At 65.9% G+C, this 16,180-nt stretch carries 19 protein-coding genes and 1 pseudogene; 6 read left to right on the top strand and 14 right to left on the bottom strand.

All coding sequences use genetic code 11. The features are described 5' to 3' along the window. Positions 1-123: 123 nt before the first annotated feature. Positions 124-483 (bottom strand): annotated as a pseudogene (locus G9373_RS42240) (IS21 family transposase); the annotation flags it as partial. A gap of 249 nt (positions 484-732) precedes the next feature. Next, positions 733-873 carry a hypothetical protein gene (locus tag G9373_RS42245; RefSeq protein ID WP_167120845.1) on the bottom strand — a complete coding sequence of 47 codons (141 nt, stop codon included), beginning with the start codon at positions 871-873 and terminating at the stop codon, positions 733-735. Between the two features lie 832 nt (positions 874-1,705). On the opposite strand from G9373_RS42245, the gene G9373_RS42250 reads away from it, so the two are divergent. The 3 genes from G9373_RS42250 to G9373_RS42260 all read left to right on the top strand — a co-directional run bounded on the left by G9373_RS42250 (position 1,706) and on the right by G9373_RS42260 (position 2,459). Then, positions 1,706-1,879, top strand: coding sequence for a hypothetical protein (locus G9373_RS42250; protein ID WP_167120848.1), 174 nt, complete (start codon positions 1,706-1,708; stop codon positions 1,877-1,879). Positions 1,880-2,026: 147 nt separating this feature from the next. Next, a complete protein-coding gene (locus G9373_RS42255; RefSeq protein WP_167120849.1) occupies positions 2,027-2,227 on the top strand; it encodes a hypothetical protein in 201 nt (66 codons plus the stop codon). A gap of 16 nt (positions 2,228-2,243) precedes the next feature. After that, the gene (locus G9373_RS42260) at positions 2,244-2,459 is read left to right on the top strand and encodes a helix-turn-helix transcriptional regulator (RefSeq protein ID WP_346842919.1); all 216 of its coding nucleotides are present in this window, start codon (positions 2,244-2,246) and stop codon (positions 2,457-2,459) included. Here the strand turns inward: G9373_RS42260 and G9373_RS48435 are convergent. Then, complete coding sequence (locus G9373_RS48435) at positions 2,380-2,835, bottom strand: hypothetical protein (RefSeq protein ID WP_346842920.1); 456 nt, start codon at positions 2,833-2,835, stop codon at positions 2,380-2,382. The two genes, G9373_RS42260 and G9373_RS48435, sit on opposite strands and share 80 nt — an antisense overlap. On the opposite strand from G9373_RS48435, the gene G9373_RS42265 reads away from it, so the two are divergent. Next, positions 2,792-3,583 (top strand): recombinase family protein, encoded by a 792-nt coding sequence (locus G9373_RS42265; RefSeq protein ID WP_317613040.1) that lies wholly within the window; start codon positions 2,792-2,794, stop codon positions 3,581-3,583. The genes G9373_RS48435 and G9373_RS42265 overlap by 44 nt on opposite strands. Positions 3,584-3,930: 347 nt before the next feature. On the opposite strand, the gene G9373_RS48010 is transcribed toward G9373_RS42265, so the two are convergent. Further along, positions 3,931-4,053, bottom strand: coding sequence for a hypothetical protein (locus tag G9373_RS48010; protein ID WP_277346745.1), 123 nt, complete (start codon positions 4,051-4,053; stop codon positions 3,931-3,933). Between the two features lie 478 nt (positions 4,054-4,531). On the opposite strand from G9373_RS48010, the gene G9373_RS42270 reads away from it, so the two are divergent. Continuing rightward, positions 4,532-6,052, top strand: a complete 1,521-nt coding sequence (locus G9373_RS42270; protein ID WP_167120869.1) for an MFS transporter — start codon at positions 4,532-4,534, stop codon at positions 6,050-6,052. On the opposite strand, the gene G9373_RS42275 is transcribed toward G9373_RS42270, so the two are convergent. From G9373_RS42275 to G9373_RS47305, 3 genes are all read right to left on the bottom strand, one after another. Beyond that, entirely contained in the window at positions 6,021-6,785 is a 765-nt protein-coding gene (locus G9373_RS42275; protein WP_167120854.1) for a 2OG-Fe dioxygenase family protein, read from the bottom strand. The two genes, G9373_RS42270 and G9373_RS42275, sit on opposite strands and share 32 nt — an antisense overlap. A gap of 1,010 nt (positions 6,786-7,795) precedes the next feature. Further along, on the bottom strand, positions 7,796-8,341 hold the full coding sequence (locus G9373_RS47300) for a helix-turn-helix domain-containing protein (protein WP_277346746.1): 546 nt from the start codon (positions 8,339-8,341) through the stop codon (positions 7,796-7,798). A 47-nt stretch (positions 8,342-8,388) separates the two neighbouring features. Beyond that, complete coding sequence (locus G9373_RS47305) at positions 8,389-8,655, bottom strand: recombinase family protein (protein WP_277346747.1); 267 nt, start codon at positions 8,653-8,655, stop codon at positions 8,389-8,391. Positions 8,656-8,911: 256 nt separating this feature from the next. Between G9373_RS47305 and G9373_RS42285 the strand changes: the two genes are divergently transcribed. Next, positions 8,912-9,100: a hypothetical protein gene (locus G9373_RS42285; RefSeq protein ID WP_167120856.1), complete on the top strand. Its 189-nt coding sequence runs from the start codon at positions 8,912-8,914 to the stop codon at positions 9,098-9,100. A 942-nt stretch (positions 9,101-10,042) separates the two neighbouring features. Here the strand turns inward: G9373_RS42285 and phoU are convergent. The 7 genes from phoU to G9373_RS42320 all read right to left on the bottom strand — a co-directional run bounded on the left by phoU (position 10,043) and on the right by G9373_RS42320 (position 15,436). Continuing rightward, complete coding sequence (gene phoU, locus G9373_RS42290) at positions 10,043-10,690, bottom strand: phosphate signaling complex protein PhoU (RefSeq protein ID WP_167120858.1); 648 nt, start codon at positions 10,688-10,690, stop codon at positions 10,043-10,045. A gap of 74 nt (positions 10,691-10,764) precedes the next feature. Beyond that, positions 10,765-11,157: a hypothetical protein gene (locus G9373_RS42295; protein ID WP_167120871.1), complete on the bottom strand. Its 393-nt coding sequence runs from the start codon at positions 11,155-11,157 to the stop codon at positions 10,765-10,767. A gap of 422 nt (positions 11,158-11,579) precedes the next feature. Next, on the bottom strand, positions 11,580-11,891 hold the full coding sequence (locus tag G9373_RS42300; RefSeq protein WP_167120860.1) for a hypothetical protein: 312 nt from the start codon (positions 11,889-11,891) through the stop codon (positions 11,580-11,582). A 232-nt stretch (positions 11,892-12,123) separates the two neighbouring features. Then, complete coding sequence (locus G9373_RS42305; RefSeq protein ID WP_167120862.1) at positions 12,124-12,612, bottom strand: hypothetical protein; 489 nt, start codon at positions 12,610-12,612, stop codon at positions 12,124-12,126. A gap of 271 nt (positions 12,613-12,883) precedes the next feature. Next, positions 12,884-13,261, bottom strand: a complete 378-nt coding sequence (locus G9373_RS42310) for a PLD nuclease N-terminal domain-containing protein (protein WP_167120873.1) — start codon at positions 13,259-13,261, stop codon at positions 12,884-12,886. 279 nt (positions 13,262-13,540) lie between these two features. Next, positions 13,541-14,068: a hypothetical protein gene (locus G9373_RS42315; protein WP_240961065.1), complete on the bottom strand. Its 528-nt coding sequence runs from the start codon at positions 14,066-14,068 to the stop codon at positions 13,541-13,543. A gap of 840 nt (positions 14,069-14,908) precedes the next feature. Continuing rightward, positions 14,909-15,436, bottom strand: coding sequence for a DUF6328 family protein (locus G9373_RS42320; protein WP_167120867.1), 528 nt, complete (start codon positions 15,434-15,436; stop codon positions 14,909-14,911). Between the last annotated feature and the right edge of the window lie 744 nt (positions 15,437-16,180).

The following is a 16,180-nucleotide window of genomic DNA, read 5'->3' on the forward strand; positions in this document are numbered from 1 at the left end:
ACCCTCAACGACTCCAGATTCCGATTTCCATCTCGTGATTCAGACATGGTCAGGCAACATAGCCGGGCCTCACAGCGACCAGCTCGAAGAACACGAACCCACACTCCGGTAGTTCAGTCAACACACCCAGGGCCGATACTTTCGGCGGTGCCCGGCCCGGTAGGTCGCCTTGAGCTCGGCGACCGCGCGGCGGGTGGTGCGGTCGGTGCCGTCGAAGCCCATCGCGGTGAGCTTGTCGTGCACCACGTCCGCCCGGATCCGGCCCTGTGAGGCCTCCACCAGCTCCTCGATCTTCCCGAGGAACGGGTCGATCGAGCGTGCGCGGCGCTCACGCTCGGCCGGGTCGCGGCCGGCGTCGCGGAGCGCGACATACCTGGCCACCGTCTTCTCGTCACACCCGACCAGCTGCGCCGCCGAATGCGCACACTGGGTCAGGTCGTAGGCTTCCAAGATCTCCATCACTTCCCTGGCACACTTGGTCATGGGGTTCCTTCGGTCGGTTGGTTTGCGCGGCAAACCAAGCCAACTCGGGCGAAGGAACCCCGTCCGGTATTTACGCCAGCGTGTCAATCAGCTGTTTCGTTGGCCGCCCACCCGGAATTCTCGTGTCCACTGATCCGGAGAAACCGTGTCCGCCCAACCGGAGCGAACTGACCGCCTACAAGGAGTCTGACGTGTCCGTTGGCAGTTTCACTCGCCGGCATCGGCGCAGGACCATGGGTCGCCGCGGGCCTACACGCCGGGCATCGGGAATTTCCACACCGCCACCACAACCACGCCCATGATCAGACCGGCATACAGAACGGTGCCAGCCACCCCGACCCGCAACGTATTCAGCAGACTCATACCCAAGTTTTCGGCGATTCGTGCCATGACAACTCTTCTCTCACGTGCAGATAATTTCTCGACTGCCACGTCGACGACGCGTACCAGCCACTTTGGACCGACTTCGACACCTGCACAGTGGCCGAAATACCTATACCCATACGCGAAATTGGGTCCGCTTTGGGTCTCGACCTAGGGTTGCAACCGAACGCCCCCGAGCACCAGCCTTCTCCCACAGATTTAGCTGTGTTCTACGTCACACAATCGGCATCCGAGCCATGCCGCCCAGGCATTTCGCTGCACCGCGCAAATCGTGCGAGGCTTGCCGACCAGCCCGCCAGCAGTGAACCGACCGGGCAATTGGTGGTCTGAGTCCACGGCAAGTGAGCGGCTCGCCACACATCCTCGATTGCACAGAACAGTTACGAAAAGGCCCGGACACGCTGCAGCACAGAACAACCAGTGGACGATACAAGCTCGTCGCTCAATCACTCGATGCCGAACTCCGCCGGCACTGTTGTGGCGAAGCAGAACTCATCGGGTCCGGCGGTACCACCCTCGGTCGCCGGCTCGCGCCGACCCGTGACCGAGAGACTGCCAGCGGATCGCACACAGTGAAAGAAGACGTGAAATCGCACTTACCGGTCGGTAATTCAGGTTGCGGAGAAAGTGCAATGGCATGGCTCACACTCCCTGGACTTCCCTGCGCCGGCTCACGAAGATCAATTGTGCGCTGCTCGTTACTACGTGCAGGTTGTCCGTGTAGCGCCCCTGCCAGCTGATCTACATCGTTGGCGGGGGCTGCGCTTGGCTGCACCACAACACATCAACCGTGTCACCGCCGCTGTTCGCACCTTTAACGCGGCGAGCATCGGCTGACGTGTCACCCCTCGGAGCGAGTCGCCCGTCGCCTACCTCGTTCGTCTACGTCTGCGCACGCATCCTCGACGCCGCCCCCCTTCGCTGCCCGGACACGACGCAGACCATCGGCGAACCCGAACTCGGCAGATCGCCTCCCGACTTCTACACGAATACTGTTGTCCACCAGTCCTAGTTGACACTTTCGGGCTGTCACGCCGCAGGTCCGAACCGAAACCTGACGCCCACGGCCAACACCTCCACACGATGCCGAATCGTGTGCGCAGTCGTATGGAAACCGGCGAGGAACGTGCGCGCATATCGCTGCCATAGTGTGTTCCCGGTGGGAATCGAACGAATGTCACTGGAGTTGCCGCCCGGCGCGGCCCGTGAGGATGCGGAGAAGAGGGCGGTCGCACAGTTGCGGGCCCAGGGCGTCCGCGCCTGGTCCGATCTGTCCCTGCAGACGGTCTTGACGACCGATTCGCCCGGGATCAGCCGGTACACCTTCACCTACTGGGTCGACGAGAACAACCGTCACTGACCACCAGCGATCACCCATCACCCGGCGATCACTTGGCATCACACCGATGGCCTACCTCCGCCAAGTACGACTGGCCCGCGCCCACGAAGACCTGGCGACAACCGATCCCGCCCAAGGACGGTCTGTCCGCGACATCGCATACAAATGGGGTTTCAACCACGTGCCCCGATTCGCCGCCGCCTACCGTGAGCGATACGGCGTCCTTCCCTCGGAAACCTTGCGCAAGGTGTGACCCATAGCGACGGACATCGCCCAGAATCTCGTTCAGACTCTGCGACCACTGACCTTCTGAGGAAAACGACAAACGACGGTGCCCCGCGCCCGTGTATCCACCGGACCCGACCTACCCACAGAAAGGCACTGGCACTGGCGTTTTCATGCCCGTTGCCGCATCGCTGATCCCGACGTATTCTTCGCATCCCGACAACGAGCACTACGGGACTGTGGAAACGCCGTGAACGGGCATCAATGCGGATCTGCAGCAACCTCACTGCCCCAGCATCAACGAGACGGGACAGGTCTGTCGTAAATCGCAGCATCGACCGCCCGAGCCGGTCCAGCCGGGTGATCACCGAGACGTCGTCGCCGCGTAGCCGCTGCAGTGCCAGGTCGAGTTGGGGCCGGGAGGTCTTCGCCCCTGATCACCCTCGGCGCCGACCTACGCGATGCGGCATCGGCCTGAAGGTCCTCGAGCAGGGCATCGACACCGCCACCGCAAAGGGCCGCGCCATGTTCGGGATACTGTCGGTCCTGGCCGAGTTCCAGCGCGAGCTGATCGCGGCCAACACCCGCGACGGGCTGGCCGCCGCCCGCGCCCGCGCCCGCGGCCGCAAGGGTGTCCGGCCCTCGAAGCTCGGTCCAGATCAGATCGAACTCACCCAACAGTTGTACGACGCAGGAGAGCACACCGTCGCCCAGATCGCCGCCATGCTGAAAGTGCCGCGCACCACGGTGTATGGGCATCTGGATAAGAAGGCCCGCCGGTCTCAGCCCACAACGCCGCCCGAACCCTCGCCGCCAGTTCGGTCCTCCCGCATCTGCCCGACATGCGGGCACGAGCCCACCACTCGCGCCGAGGCCGCGCATCAACGCGCTGACCTCGCCGTGGATTGGCTCCACCTGGATCCGGACCGGCCAGGACAGCTGACCATCAGACACCACTGTCGGCATTGCGAACCCGATCAGCCCGCCGGCGACATCGCCTGCACCATCTGTGGTGACGGCCCCATCCTCACCGGTCCGTCCGCCGCACACATGGAGATCGGTTCGCTTCCCGATTCGACTCTCCGGTGGCTGACCGATGCCGGCTGGGACACCACGCCTGCACTGCGGTGTCCCGATCACTCCGCCACGTAGAGCAGCCCTCGATGTGGACCAGGGACTGCTCAATCCGGCCCGAAACATCCGGCAGCGAGCTCTGTGGTTACTTCCGACCGGGTGACATACCAGGCTCGAGGTGATCGACCAGGCGCGGAGGGTCGGAGCGGCGCGAGGGGATGGACCGGCGACTGGATCGCCCAGGCGCTGTCGCGGTTCGAGTACACGGTCGGATCGCTCGTGCCACCGATCTACACCCTGTATTCGCGCGTACTGCATCCCGCCGCACGGATCGACCCCGACCCTGGCGAGCGAGTCCCGGTGCGATGGGCGGAAGTTGCCGCCCATACCGGCGGCGTCACCAGACCGTCGAGTGGGGCTCGTTGCTACAGGCCGGCATGCATCACGGTGTCGGTGACGGCAGCGGAACCGTCTGGAACTAAGAACCCGACGAAGGGGACATGCCGGAAGAACAGTTCGCGGCGCTGGCCGATGTCCTCGTGCAACACCACTACTCCGGACGACTGCTGGTTCGGCTTCTGGTAAGGCCGCGCCGGTCATGGCATGAACCTGCCTCATCCCGGGCCGCGCCGTCCATATTCCGTTCCGGGAAAACTACCTCGCGCGCGGCACCGTGCGCGATGCCGTGCGCACGTTGGGGTCGTGCGGGCCGGATCTGTGGTGGCCCCAGGATCGGGTGTGGTTCGTCGCCTCGGACGTCGACCTGATGTCGACTTACATTGGCTCGTCGACTGCACCCTCTCGGACACGCCGTCCCGGCGTAGCCCCCACGACCGCGCGCAACGCGTCGGTGGCCAGCATCTCGGTTAGATCCTCGACGACGGCGGTCTCTCGCATCCACCACGAGCCACTGGGTCGGGCAGTCGGTTCGGTCCTCCGAACCTCGGACGGGATGCGGAAGCCGGAGGCTAGAGTCGATCACGTCGGATGTGGGAGCAGGGGAGGTGGGCGGTGCCTACGTCTCGGTTGCAGGCCGACCTGAGGACCCTGCCGATCATCCTGGCCCTGTCCTTCGCCTTCACGATCACGGTCGTCGACCCGCTGGTGCTGAGCCTGAATCTGCCGCAGGTGAGCCGGGCCCTCGATGTGCCACCGCAGTTCGGCGGATTGCTGGGCGGCATGGCGACGCTGGTGATGGCCGCCGCCGTCCTCGCCGCGGGCAACCTCGGCGACGCGTTCGGGCTTCGACGCTTGCTGATGTCGGGACTGGTCGTCGTCACGGTCGCCAACCTGCTCTCCATGCTTTCGCCCAACTACACCTTTCTGTTTGCGATGCGAGTCTTGGACGGATTGGGAATGACGGCGCTGCTCGGCGTGCCGCTGGCCCTGCTCAAGGCTTCCGTGACGGACAAGCAGCGGCCGACGGCCATCGGCGTTTTCGTGGCCGTCGAGATGGTTCTCTGTGGGGTACTCCCGGCGCTCACGGGCTGGGCGGTGGCGGCCGTCGGCTGGCGAGTCGTGTTTCTGGTCGCACCGCTGCTCGCCGTGATCTCGCTTCTGCTGACGGCGAGGTACGTCCCGGAGACGCCCGTTCAGCATCGCGCTCGGCTGGACGTGGCCGGCGTCGCCCTGGTCGGTACGGCGCTCCTGGCACTCGTCATCGGACTGGCAGCCGCGCAGAACGGCATGTTCCGGCCCGAGACATGGCTGCCGCTGGCTGTCAGCGTGGTCGCCGCCGTGCTTTTCGTTCGCCACGAACGCCGCACCGCCGAACCGGCACTGGACCTGGCTCTGTTCGGAAGCCGGCCCTTCAGCGTGGCTCTGGCCGCGACCTTCACGCTGAATTTCCTCATGGCCGGACTCGGCATCGTCCTGGGGCAGTTCGGCAGTGTCGTGCTCGCGCTGTCGCCGGAGACCATCGGCCTGTTGTTCCTCCCCGGCACGCTGCTGATTGCCGGCTTCGTGGTCTTGTCCGGGAGCCTGGTGGGGAAGTTCTCGCCGAGACCGGTGATGGTCGTCGGCCTCCTGTTCATGGCAGCCGCCGGACTGCTGATGGCGGGCACAGTCGACCCGACGATGGCGCTGTGGCTGCTCGTCTCGGCCGTGTGGCTGTACAACCTGGGCTCGATGGTGACGTCCACATCGGTGTCCGAGACGGTGCTCTCCCAGGCGCCCAGCGGGCAGTCCGGAACGGTGGCTTCCGTGCAGTTGGCCTTCGGGATGACCGGCTATGCGTTCGGACCCACCGTGTACCTGCTGCTTCTCAACGTGTTCTTCCAGCGCGAATGGCTGGCCGACACCGAGGCACGCGGACTGACGGCGACCCAGGGCGAGCAAGCCGTGGATGCCGCGCGCAGTTCGGTGGCGCAGAGCCTCGGTGGCGCCGGGTACGACCCGAACCTGCTTCGGCAGGTGGGCGGTCTCGACCTCGGAGCGGACTTCGCCGACGCGGTGCGACTCACCATGCTGACCGTCAGCGTCCTGCCCGTCGCTGTGGCGGTGGCGGCCTTCGTGCTCATGGCCCGCCGCAAGAAGCCGACGGTGTGAAGGTGACTACCAGCACGTCCCTCCGGGCCGGCTCACCGCGGTCGACGGGTCGGATCGGCGAGACACCGTGCCAGGTGCAACGGTCGTCGCCCAGGAGGAAGGTGCCGGGTTCGCGCGGGGTCGCCGTCACGAGTCGTTCGCCGTCCGGGCCGAACACCGAGCTTTCGCCCCCGACGGCATTGTCGACGCCGATCAACAGGGAACCGACCAGCGTGACACCGTCGCGGTGCACGCCCTCGGGCGTGGGCCGGCCCTCGTTGTCAGCCGATGCGATCACGCGGAACGGATGCACGCAGACCGTCCATTCGGGAGCGTCGTCGAGGACCGGCGCGATCCGGCCCACCAGCTTCACCGTGCGCTCGAACAGCGGATCTTCGAGGAACGCGGCTGTCAGCGGTTCGAAATGGCGGTCTCGTCCGAGGTAGAGAAGGTTGGAGTCGTCAGGCTGTACGAATTCACCGTGCGCCGTCGGCTCCAGCGCGCCGTCGACCGACCGGTACCGGAACCGGCCGTAGCGCCGCAGCCGGTGCACGCCCTGTTCTGCCGCGTACGGGTCGGGCGCAAGCTCCTCCCAATGCGCGGAGAACCGAACCCAGGGATCGGCGTCGGCACCGATGGATCGCCTCAGGTCTGCCGCCGGCATCAGGAACGTACCCACGGAAGCGAGCGCTCGCCGTGCGGCGTCGACCGGGTCCGTGCCGGCTTCCCTGCCCCCCGCGGCGTCCTCCCTCATCTACTCAGAGTCGCCGAGGACGGTCCCACAGCGCAACCTTCGCCGGTGCAGGGGCGGCGATGAATTCGGGAAGCGATTCGGTGGGCCAGACCTCCCCGCCGTATTCGGCCGGTCCTGCTGGGCGATGCGGCGGATGGTCCAGGCGCATACCGCGAGCACCCCACGTACCAACCTGTCATCGGAGCAATATCGCACCCCCAACTAGAAGCAGAGCGGCTAGCCTTGCTTCCCCTTTCACCGGCCTAACGTTTACCGTCAGGCCGGGCGAATCGTGTTGCCGATTCTTCTGTTTTCAGAACAAGGTCGGTGTGTCGGTGTGCAGGAACGCCGCCTGTACGGCCTCGTCGTCCCACCCCGCCACGTACCGCTTCGCGCAATGCCCGCGACCGCGCTGCGCGTGCCGCCCGATCGGGCCCGTACAAATGCCATGTCTGCCCGCGGCCGCCGCCGCGCCCCTTCGCGCCCATCCCGGCGAGATTCTGTGCTTGCGTGCCGAGCACGACATGCGGACGACCCAACGCTTCCGACGACGCCCGCACACAGATCGGGTTGTCGCACACTTCGTGCAACGCGACCTCGTCATCAGTCAGCGGGCGGCCGCGTTCGATCGCCAGCGCGTACCGGTGCGGCCGCACCACCCTTGTCGGCCATCGCGCTTGATCCAAAAGACTGGTGGTGTGCGGTATTCGAAAGGTGCCGTATTCCTCCACCCGTAGCACGTGGGTCAGCTCAGTCCCATCCACTGCCGTTGCAGCTCGATCAGCGCGTACCGCCATTCGTCCGGAATGGGTATGAACCACACCCAGGAATCCATGGGTACTCCTCTCCCCTACCGATGCCGTCCTCGTGGATAAGCCCTCGTTACTGCATCGTTCCGTGACTCCTGAGTCATTACCGCTGGTCGTCTCAGGTATCCGTTCAGTCCGCGGCATCTCATGCGTGGCCCGGGCATAACAGATCCGGTGTGACCGTCCATCCGGCTGCAATAAGCCATCGTTGAACCGGATCGGTCACGTTGCCGTTCTCCGCCTGCTCGGTGAGCGCGTCGGCGAGGATGGGCCCGCCACCGCAGATGCTGCAGGCAATGCCGAATGCCGGTTGCCCGGGTTCGCAATGCCGACAGTGATGTCGGCTGATAACCGTTCCGCGAGGTCGGGATCGGCGTGGAGCCAGGCCACCGCGAGATCGGCACGTCGGTGCGCTGCCTCGGCACGCGTGGTCGGCTCGTATCCGCAGGTCGGACACGTGCGAGACGTAGACGCGGGCGGGTCAACGACAACGGTGATCTCCTGCGTGACCGGCGCGATGTCCACCCTTCGCTTGTTCAGATGCCCATACACCGTGGTGCGCGGCACTTTCAGCATGTCGGCGATCTGCGCGACGGTGTGATCGCCTGCGTCGTACAACCGTTGGGCGAGTTCGATCTGGTCCGAGCTGAGCTTCGAGGGCCCGCCGCCCTTGCGGCCGCGGGCACGGGCGGCGGCCAGCCCGTCGCGGGTGTTGGCCGCGATCAGCTCGCGCCGGTACTCGGCCAGGACCGACAGCATCCCGAACATGGCGCGGCCCTCTGCGGTGGCGGTGTCGATGCCCTGCTCGAGGACCTTCAGGCCGATGCCGCATCGCGTAGGTCGGCGCCGAGGGTGATCAGGGGCAGCATCGGCCGTCCGAGCCGGTCCAGCCGGGTGATCACCAGGACGTCGTCGCCGCGTAGCCGCTGTAGCCACAGATCGAGTTGTGGCCGTGAGGCTTTCGTGCCGCTCGCGTGGTCGATGTGGATGTGCTCGGCGGCCAGACCGGCGCGCCGCAGTGCATCGACCTGGTGGTCGAGGTTGTGGTCTGCGCCGGAGACCCGTGCGTAGCCGATCAGCATGTGTCGGCAATACCTCGAGCAGGGTTTTCGACATAGTTTCTCGACACGCGTTGTCGACCCTTCCGACGTGCCGAATTCGCCGGTCAGAGCCGGTGTCGAAAAGGATCGGTTTCCGTCATCACTTGCTCAGTCCCGGCGGTTACCGGGGCGGCCGGGTCGTCGAGTTTCCGGGCGGGTGGGTAGCGCCGCGGCGTTCTCGAAAGCGGGCCCGGTGGTGCAACATCACGACGTCGGATTCGGTGTGGATGCTACTGGGATGGCGGGCGATCGCGTCGTGGAAGGCGGCATGGACCGTCGCCGTGTCGTCGGCGAGAAGGTACGGTGCGGCGGCGTCGCAGTCGAGGAGAACTTCCCGTACGCCCGCCGCACCGGCGCCTGCTCGTCAAAGATCGCCGGCAGCACCACGTCGTCGACCAGGTGGAACGGGAAACGAACGAGCCGGTAGGCGGCCCGAATCAGCGCTCGCGCCACGGCGCCCAGTCCCATGGTCCGATCGTAACGCCCGGCACGGGCTGTGGTGACGCTGTCACAGGACAGGTCCCGACGGGGCCCGCCTCACCGCAGCGGGAACGGTGCGACCGGGCACGACGATTGTCCGTCGCAGCGTCCCCAACTGGCGGTGCGCTGCGCGCCCGCAGGGAAGGGCGCGAACGTTCCCGGGTGCTGACCTGCGCCTCGGATCGGGTGAGTTGTCCGTTCGGGCCGTGTGCGGCGCCGGCGTCAAATCCGCTCTTTCCATCAGCTCTTAGCCGTACGGGAAGGAGATCCGGGTGTCTGAGGGAAACGCAATCGGATGCTGGCCTTCGAACTCCGGTGTCCGCCCACGGTGGGCCCGCAGAAGCAATCATGGCCGACTTCGGCATGGACGCGCGGGAAATTCTTCGACCGGCTCAGAGCCCACTCGAACAGTCCCGCCGTCTCCTTTGCGTCCCGAGTTGGTCGAACGGATGAAGACGGTCGCCAGGCGACGCCTCTGGCTGCCACCTGATCGATGACTACCGTCCCCTTGCCTTCGACACTGAGACGGCGCCCACCGAAGGTTCGCGTGCGGGCCGGTCATCTGCGGAAGGATTCGCGTGCGGGCCGGTCATCTGCGGAAGGGTGCGCGAATCCCCGGGCGCCGACACCGGAAACTGAGGGGACCCCCAGACAGGGGTTCGGCCGGGAATGTTTTCACATTCTCGGCCGGATCTCTGCTTCTCGAGTTTCACCGTTACCGACTACCTCTCGATCCGCACATCTCAATCTACGCGCGCCCAGCGGGCACCGCAATACCGCGTATCGGCTGGTCACATGTGCTGTCGACGAGGGTGGGGCGACCGCGCGGGTCGGACAACTCGGGCGTCCCGCGAGGCCAAGTCTCCCGAGTGTGCCCGCCTACTGGTTCCTACTGGTTCAGCTGTTCGCCGGTGACGAGGAAGATGACCCGGCGCCCGACCACGACGGTGTGGTCACCGAAACGTTCGTAGAAACGCCCCAACAAGGTGGCATCGACCGCGGCCGGGATGCTGCCGGGCCAGGTCGGGTCTTCGATCAGGGTGAGCAGTCGTCGGTGCAGCTCGTCGAGCTCGTCGTCGCGTCTGCCGAGCTCGGTGGCCAGCTCGGGATCATGTGTGCGCAGGACCTGTTCGGCGAGGCCGGCCAGCGCGGTCGCCGCTCGCCCCATCCGGTTCAGGATTTCTTCTGTCTCCCCGGACGTGACGTGGTTCGGGTGCCGGCGGCGCACGCTCTCGGCCACATGCTGCGCCAGCCCGCCCATTCGGCTCAGATCCGACACCAGATGCACCCCGGTGACGACCTGGCGCAGGTCCCGGGCGACGGGGGCCTGCAACGCCAACAACGCCATCGCCTGCTCCTCACACGGACCGTGTAACCGCTCGATCTGCTCGGTGAGATCGAAAACCCGCTCGGCCAGCGGAAGATCGGCCCGGACCAGGGCGTCGGTGGCAGACTCGATGGCTTCACCGGCCAGGTGACACATCAGCGCCAGCCGGTTGGTCAGGTCGTCGAGCTGTTCGTGAAACTTGATCCGCATAGGCGTCATCCTGGTGCATCCACAACTGACTTCCGACCTGCTGGGCGATCCGCACGGGAGATCGCTCTTCGGGGTTACCGTGTGGGAGTGCCGGTACTGCGGAAGTTCCCGTCTCTCAGATCCTGGTCCGGGTTCCACGTCGAGACCGCCCAGATGACGACGACGTCGAGGGCGATGATCAGCAGTGACCACGCCGGGTAGTAGGGCAGCCACAGGAAGTTCGCCAGAATCGAGATCGCGGCGACGATGACGGCCGACACCCTCGCCCACCCGGCGCCGGTGAACAGGGCGAGGCCGACGATCGCGACGAGGGCGCCGAGGACGAGGTGGATCCAGCCCCAGGTGGTGAGGTCGAACTTGTAGACGTAGTCGATCCCGCGGACGAACACTTCGTCTTCGGCGACCGCGGCGATGCCCTGGCAGAACTGGATGAATCCGACGGTGACCATGATGATGGCCGCGAACATGGACGTGCCGGCTGCGAAACTGTGTTTGGTCGAGGGGTACTCGGACGCTGGGCCCTCCCCCACGCTGCGATCGGACATGGCCGGTCCTCCCCGAAGCTTCGATTTATCGGTACGACGATTGTCCGCCGCCGCGTGCTCCGTTCACGGGAGAACCCGGATTCCGGCACCGTGACCCCGCGCGCGAGAAATCAGCGGACAGAATCATTGCTGCTGCCGAACGCATGATGGTCCGGCGGGCCGGCTCGGACCCGAACCCCTCGACGCCGACCCCGGACGAGCGGCGAGATGACGGCATGCGCCCCCACCGTGGTAGTCAGACCCTCCGGTCTTATCGAGCGATGGGAATCACCTTCATTCGGGTGTGGTGGACGGCCGCCGTCTCCGGTTTCCCGCTCCCGGGCCTCGCCCTCTCTGGTCGCCGGTTACGACAGGCGTGGTGAGCGCCGGACGAAAATCCGCCGCACTCCCCGGATCCTGATCGTGACTTGAGGGGCGGGAACTTCGGGGGTGAGCACCGGTGCCGCAGGCGTTAGCGGACCCCGAAGTGTGGCACCGAGTGTGCGCGTGGCCGCCCGTTCGACCAGAAGCGGGACGAAGTCCCGGACGCGGCATCCGTCGAGCCGTCCGAGCGCGGCCACGATCACGCCCTCGACAACCACCGGGTCGAGGTCGGGATAGCGCTCGATCAGTCGGGTTCGGACGACGTCTATCTCATGTTCTTCACGGTCGTCCATGCCACCTATTGTCCGCCCGGCCGGGCTGGTAGCAACACGTTTTCGGGTCCCATTGCCCGGCGGTTTGCGTGGTCCACGCCGGGGACCGCACGCTCGGTACACGCCGGGTGACAGGAATCGACTCTGGATGCTCGGCCGGGCCTTCGGTGCACCTGCGGCGGCGGGTCGCCCGCTGATGATCGGGACGAGTTGGTGGTCGCCGGTCGGGCCGAGTTGCGGCAGTGGCGGACCGCTACCTTCCTGCACCGGATTCGGAGGCGGTGGGGAACGGGCTGGGGCCGAGAGCGACGATGATCGAGGTGGGATGGAGTCCGATCTCGCTCCAGTTGGTGGTGACGGTCAGTGACCCGGTCCGCGGGTAGGCGCCGATCCAGTACAGCGGCGTCGTCCGATACGGACCGGATTCCCTGGCGGGGGGTTCGCTCCGGAGGAGCGGGTCGGCGGGGCCGTCGAGGTCGTCGACGCGGACCAGCACCGTCAGATAGGACCACCGCGCCGACCAGTCGTGCGGGTCGGTCAGGGAACGGGTTTCGTAGCGGGCGAAGTCGGCGCGAATGCCGGTGACCCGTAGCGCAAGTTGCAACAGCAGCCCGGACGCGAACGCGGTGACCGTGGACAATTCCAGGGTCAGGTCTGCCTCGGCCGCGATCGGCATCGGCGCGTGCATGCGAAGGCCCCGGTCGGGAGGCGGCGCGAGAGCCGGCCAACGATGGCGGCGCATGCCTCATCATCGCATCACCCACCGTCCACCGGGGTCGGGATCAGCCGGGCGGGAATCACCGAAATTGCGGAGGCGGTAGGGACCTCTCCCCGCAACGCATCAGGCGTGCAGTCCGGTGAGCGCATGTCGCTTCCGCCGCACCGGGTCTCGCGCCGCTCGCCGGCATCCGGGTGCATGAATGGAGACGTCTCTGCGTGCCCGTGGGCCGACTCGGTGCGCCAGGGGTGTCCCGCCCACGACGTAGCCACCGCCCGTCGAGGCCGCGGCGTTGCTAGGTCAGTGCTTTGCTCTTGAGGGCCTCGAACTCCTGGGGCGTGATCGCTCCCAAATCGAGCAGCGCCTTGGCGTCGGCGATCTGCTGGGCCGGGGATTTGCCCGCGACCTCGCGGATGTGGGTGTCCTGGGCCTGTTTGACCTGCCCGAAGGCCGCCGTGGACCGTTCGGTCATGCCCTCGTTGCGCACGATGAGGTAGATCAGCGCCGACAGGAACGGGATCAGGAACAGAAACACGAGCCACAACGCCTTGAGCCACCCGGACATCTGGTGATCCCGGAACAGGTCAGTGATGACCTCAAACAACACCCTCAGGTAGGCCACGAACAGGAAAAAGACGACGACGAACCAGAAGAACTCCAAGAAACTGTCCATGGTGGGTGCTCCGTCCACTCAGTGGATTCCGGTCAGGAGGCCAGGATTCTGGCCATCTCGGCGTTGAATTCCTCGTCGGTTGGGTGCGCTGCGGGATCTTCGCAGAGTGTCATTCGTCGGTATGCCGGTACCGCATTGGCTAGAACGGACCGTCGTGGGGACCACCGTTCACCCGTGACGAGGAAGATCCTCGGCCGCTTACCGTTTGCGCCGTTTGCGCCGACAACAGTTCGATCTTCTCGCCGGGAGAGCACTGCCGGTGGGGATCTGAGTGCACCGCTATATGGAGGTGCCGCCGGACTTGCCGGTGGACGGCGCCGGCTTGGCCTTCGCTTTGCCGAGGGTGTCTCCTGTTGCTTTGCCGGCGGCGACTCCCTTTGCGGGCGGTGCCTCTGGCGGCGCCGACGCGGGAGTGGTCGTGCCCGCGGGTTCGACCGCACCGGCTTCGCCCTTCTCCGATCTGTGCGCCAGGTCTCCCAGTTTGCTGCGCGTCCAGGACCACGCGCCTCCGGCTGCTCCCCCGAGAACTCCAACGGCATGTCTGGCGGTGTGCGCGGCACCCCCGACCATGGTCCTGGCGGTGGTGGCGCCCAGGACCTCGAACACCACCGGGGTGGGTATCTCCTGGGGAAGCTTCGGCTTGATGTGCTCGTCGAAGAACGCGTCGTGATCAGCCTGGGTGTCCCAAATTTCGGAGACGGTGAGGCCGTCACCTTCGAGGAAGGCGTAGTGGGCGACGAATCCCTTCGCCGATTGGAGGTCACTCAAAGTGACGTCGGCGATCACCGAGTACTGATCTTTGGTCATCCCCGCTGCGTGGTGACGAACTACGACTGACATGCTGCTGCCCTTTCCGAGCGGTTGTCCGGGACCCGACAGGTCCACCGAAGTTTGAAGTATGAGGTACCTCACATTACTGGGGTGCGGTTTTGTTCGAGCCGGATGCTGGATAGTCACCGCTACGTCCCCACCTTCACCAGGCGCAAAAGCGGCGGGCGTCGCTGGTTGGACGAGTACACAGTTCTCCGCCGGTAACGGGCGAAGACACGCCCGGTCCCCCTTGACGAAGCACCGGCCGAGGGCACGGTGCAGGTCGCGTCTCGGTCGCTCTCTGACATCACCCACAGCCCGCAGTGCAATGAAGTCGGATGTCCCAGTCGATTACTCGTCCCCGCGCCCTCGGCGCGGGACCACCGAATGGATCCAGGCTCACCTCTAGCGAATGGATCACCCAGACCCGTCACCCGCGCCGGCAGTAGACGACCCCCGCACCGGACGGGTGTGAGAAGTGCTTACCGGCGTTGTTCGTGGGGTGTGGAAAGGGCCCGGAACTGGGTGGTAGGCGAAGAGGGCCCGCTCGGCCGTCGGACGACGCGGAGCAGAATGCAGGTTCTCGACCCACCCGGCGTCCCTGGGAGTGATAGGGAGCGAGGCAGACGCGAGCGAGGGGTCGATTCGTCGGCCCGGCTACTGGCCGGGCGGCGGATTTTCATGATGCGATGAAGAGCTGCTGCACGTCGACAAAGTCATCGATCGCCTCGACGTCCGGTATCCGGACCTGGCCCGGGAGAGCATCGAGCAGGTCGTGCACGGGAAGGTGCGCGACGTCGTTCCCCGCCGTGTTGGGGCCCTGGCGGCGTTTCGGCGCTAGCCACGGGTGGGGGGTTCGTCGTCGATGCGGTGCCGCAATCGCAGGACCGTGGCCAGCAGGGACAGCCCGCAGAAGATGACCGCTGCTACCGCGGCCGCGACCAGGCCGACCCTCGGCGACACGACGAAGCTGAAGATGAGCAGCACGACCCCGACGAGCGCCCCACCGAGTGTGGCGATGCCGCAGACCGCCAGCTTGTGCGAGGTGGACACCAGCGCGGGAAGGGCATGCTGGCGAAACAGCGCGCGATGAATTCCGGCAGGTGCGACCAGCAGCATCGTCGACAGGACCGACAGGGCGACCGTAACGAGGTAGACACCGACCTCGAAGTCCGTCAGGTCCACGAAGCGCTGCTGGAACGGCAACGTCAACAGGAACCCGGTGAGCAGTTGCACTCCGGTCTGCACGACCCGCAGTTCCTGGAGCAGCGCCGCCCAGTTGCGGTCGAGCCGTTGGGTTTCCGTTTCGTGGCGAGCGCGGTAGTTCCACTCTTCGTCCGCCCGCTCATCATCGCTGTCAGACATGGCCAACCCGCTGTCCTCGAAGTGTCAGGTGGCGAGCCGGGCGGCATCGTCGCGGGCACGGCGCGCGGCCTGCAGCTCGAGCCCGTAGAGCAGCCCGGCTGGCCACCTGACGACCTCGCACGGCGCGCACCGCCGACGGACTCATGACACCCCGATCCACGGGTGGACACGGCATCGACGTGCACTCGGTCCGGATTCTCCCGGCGGGCGGGCTGCTCGCACGTCTGCTCACCCACGTCCCGGCGGGAACGCGAGGAACACGACGACTACACCGCCGCCTGGGCGGTGACCCAAATCCTGCCGACCGGCAACGGAGCCGATCGGCAACACCGGACACTGCGACCGGGTTCCTTCACCGCCGTGCTCGACCTGCCGACACACCACCGAAGGCTGTTGACGCGCATCGTCATCACCGAAGCGCACCGCACCCCGATGCGCCATTTCGAGTTCATTCACCTCCTCGGGACCCGACTCCAGAACCTCTGTCTGATTGAAATGCGCGCAATCGCGGATCAAACGCCTGGTGAGCGGTGCACACTGAGAACGGGCTACAACATCGGCGTCCCGAGAGGTGAATCGTCGTGACCGACAAGTCGACCGTCCGCCAGGAGATCGCAGCCGACACGATGATCGTTGCCGCGATCTTGCTGGTCACCAGCGGTGTGCTGCATATCCTGCAGGGGATCGCCGCGATCGGCAACGACCAGGTCTTCGTCGTCATCACCGACTACACCTACGAATTCG

The sequence above is a fragment of the Rhodococcus sp. A14 genome (assembly GCF_011603105.1).
GTDB classification, from domain to species: Bacteria; Actinomycetota; Actinomycetes; order Mycobacteriales; family Mycobacteriaceae; genus Rhodococcus_F; species Rhodococcus_F opacus.

Excerpts from the sequence above, each read along its gene's own strand:
- G9373_RS42245 (WP_167120845.1), bottom strand. The coding sequence starts at position 873 with ATGGCACGAATCGCCGAAAACTTGGGTATGAGTCTGCTGAATACGTTG.
- G9373_RS42275 (WP_167120854.1), bottom strand. The coding sequence starts at position 6,785 with ATGAGGGAGGACGCCGCGGGGGGCAGGGAAGCCGGCACGGACCCGGTC.
- G9373_RS47300 (WP_277346746.1), bottom strand. The coding sequence starts at position 8,341 with ATGTTCGGGATGCTGTCGGTCCTGGCCGAGTACCGGCGCGAGCTGATC.
- G9373_RS47305 (WP_277346747.1), bottom strand. The coding sequence starts at position 8,655 with ATGCTGATCGGCTACGCACGGGTCTCCGGCGCAGACCACAACCTCGAC.
- G9373_RS42285 (WP_167120856.1), top strand. The coding sequence starts at position 8,912 with ATGGCGGGCGATCGCGTCGTGGAAGGCGGCATGGACCGTCGCCGTGTC.
- phoU (WP_167120858.1), bottom strand. The coding sequence starts at position 10,690 with ATGCGGATCAAGTTTCACGAACAGCTCGACGACCTGACCAACCGGCTG.
- G9373_RS42295 (WP_167120871.1), bottom strand. The coding sequence starts at position 11,157 with ATGTTCGCGGCCATCATCATGGTCACCGTCGGATTCATCCAGTTCTGC.
- G9373_RS42300 (WP_167120860.1), bottom strand. The coding sequence starts at position 11,891 with ATGGACGACCGTGAAGAACATGAGATAGACGTCGTCCGAACCCGACTG.
- G9373_RS42305 (WP_167120862.1), bottom strand. The coding sequence starts at position 12,612 with ATGCGCCGCCATCGTTGGCCGGCTCTCGCGCCGCCTCCCGACCGGGGC.
- G9373_RS42310 (WP_167120873.1), bottom strand. The coding sequence starts at position 13,261 with ATGGACAGTTTCTTGGAGTTCTTCTGGTTCGTCGTCGTCTTTTTCCTG.
- G9373_RS42315 (WP_240961065.1), bottom strand. The coding sequence starts at position 14,068 with ATGACCAAAGATCAGTACTCGGTGATCGCCGACGTCACTTTGAGTGAC.
- G9373_RS42320 (WP_167120867.1), bottom strand. The coding sequence starts at position 15,436 with ATGTCTGACAGCGATGATGAGCGGGCGGACGAAGAGTGGAACTACCGC.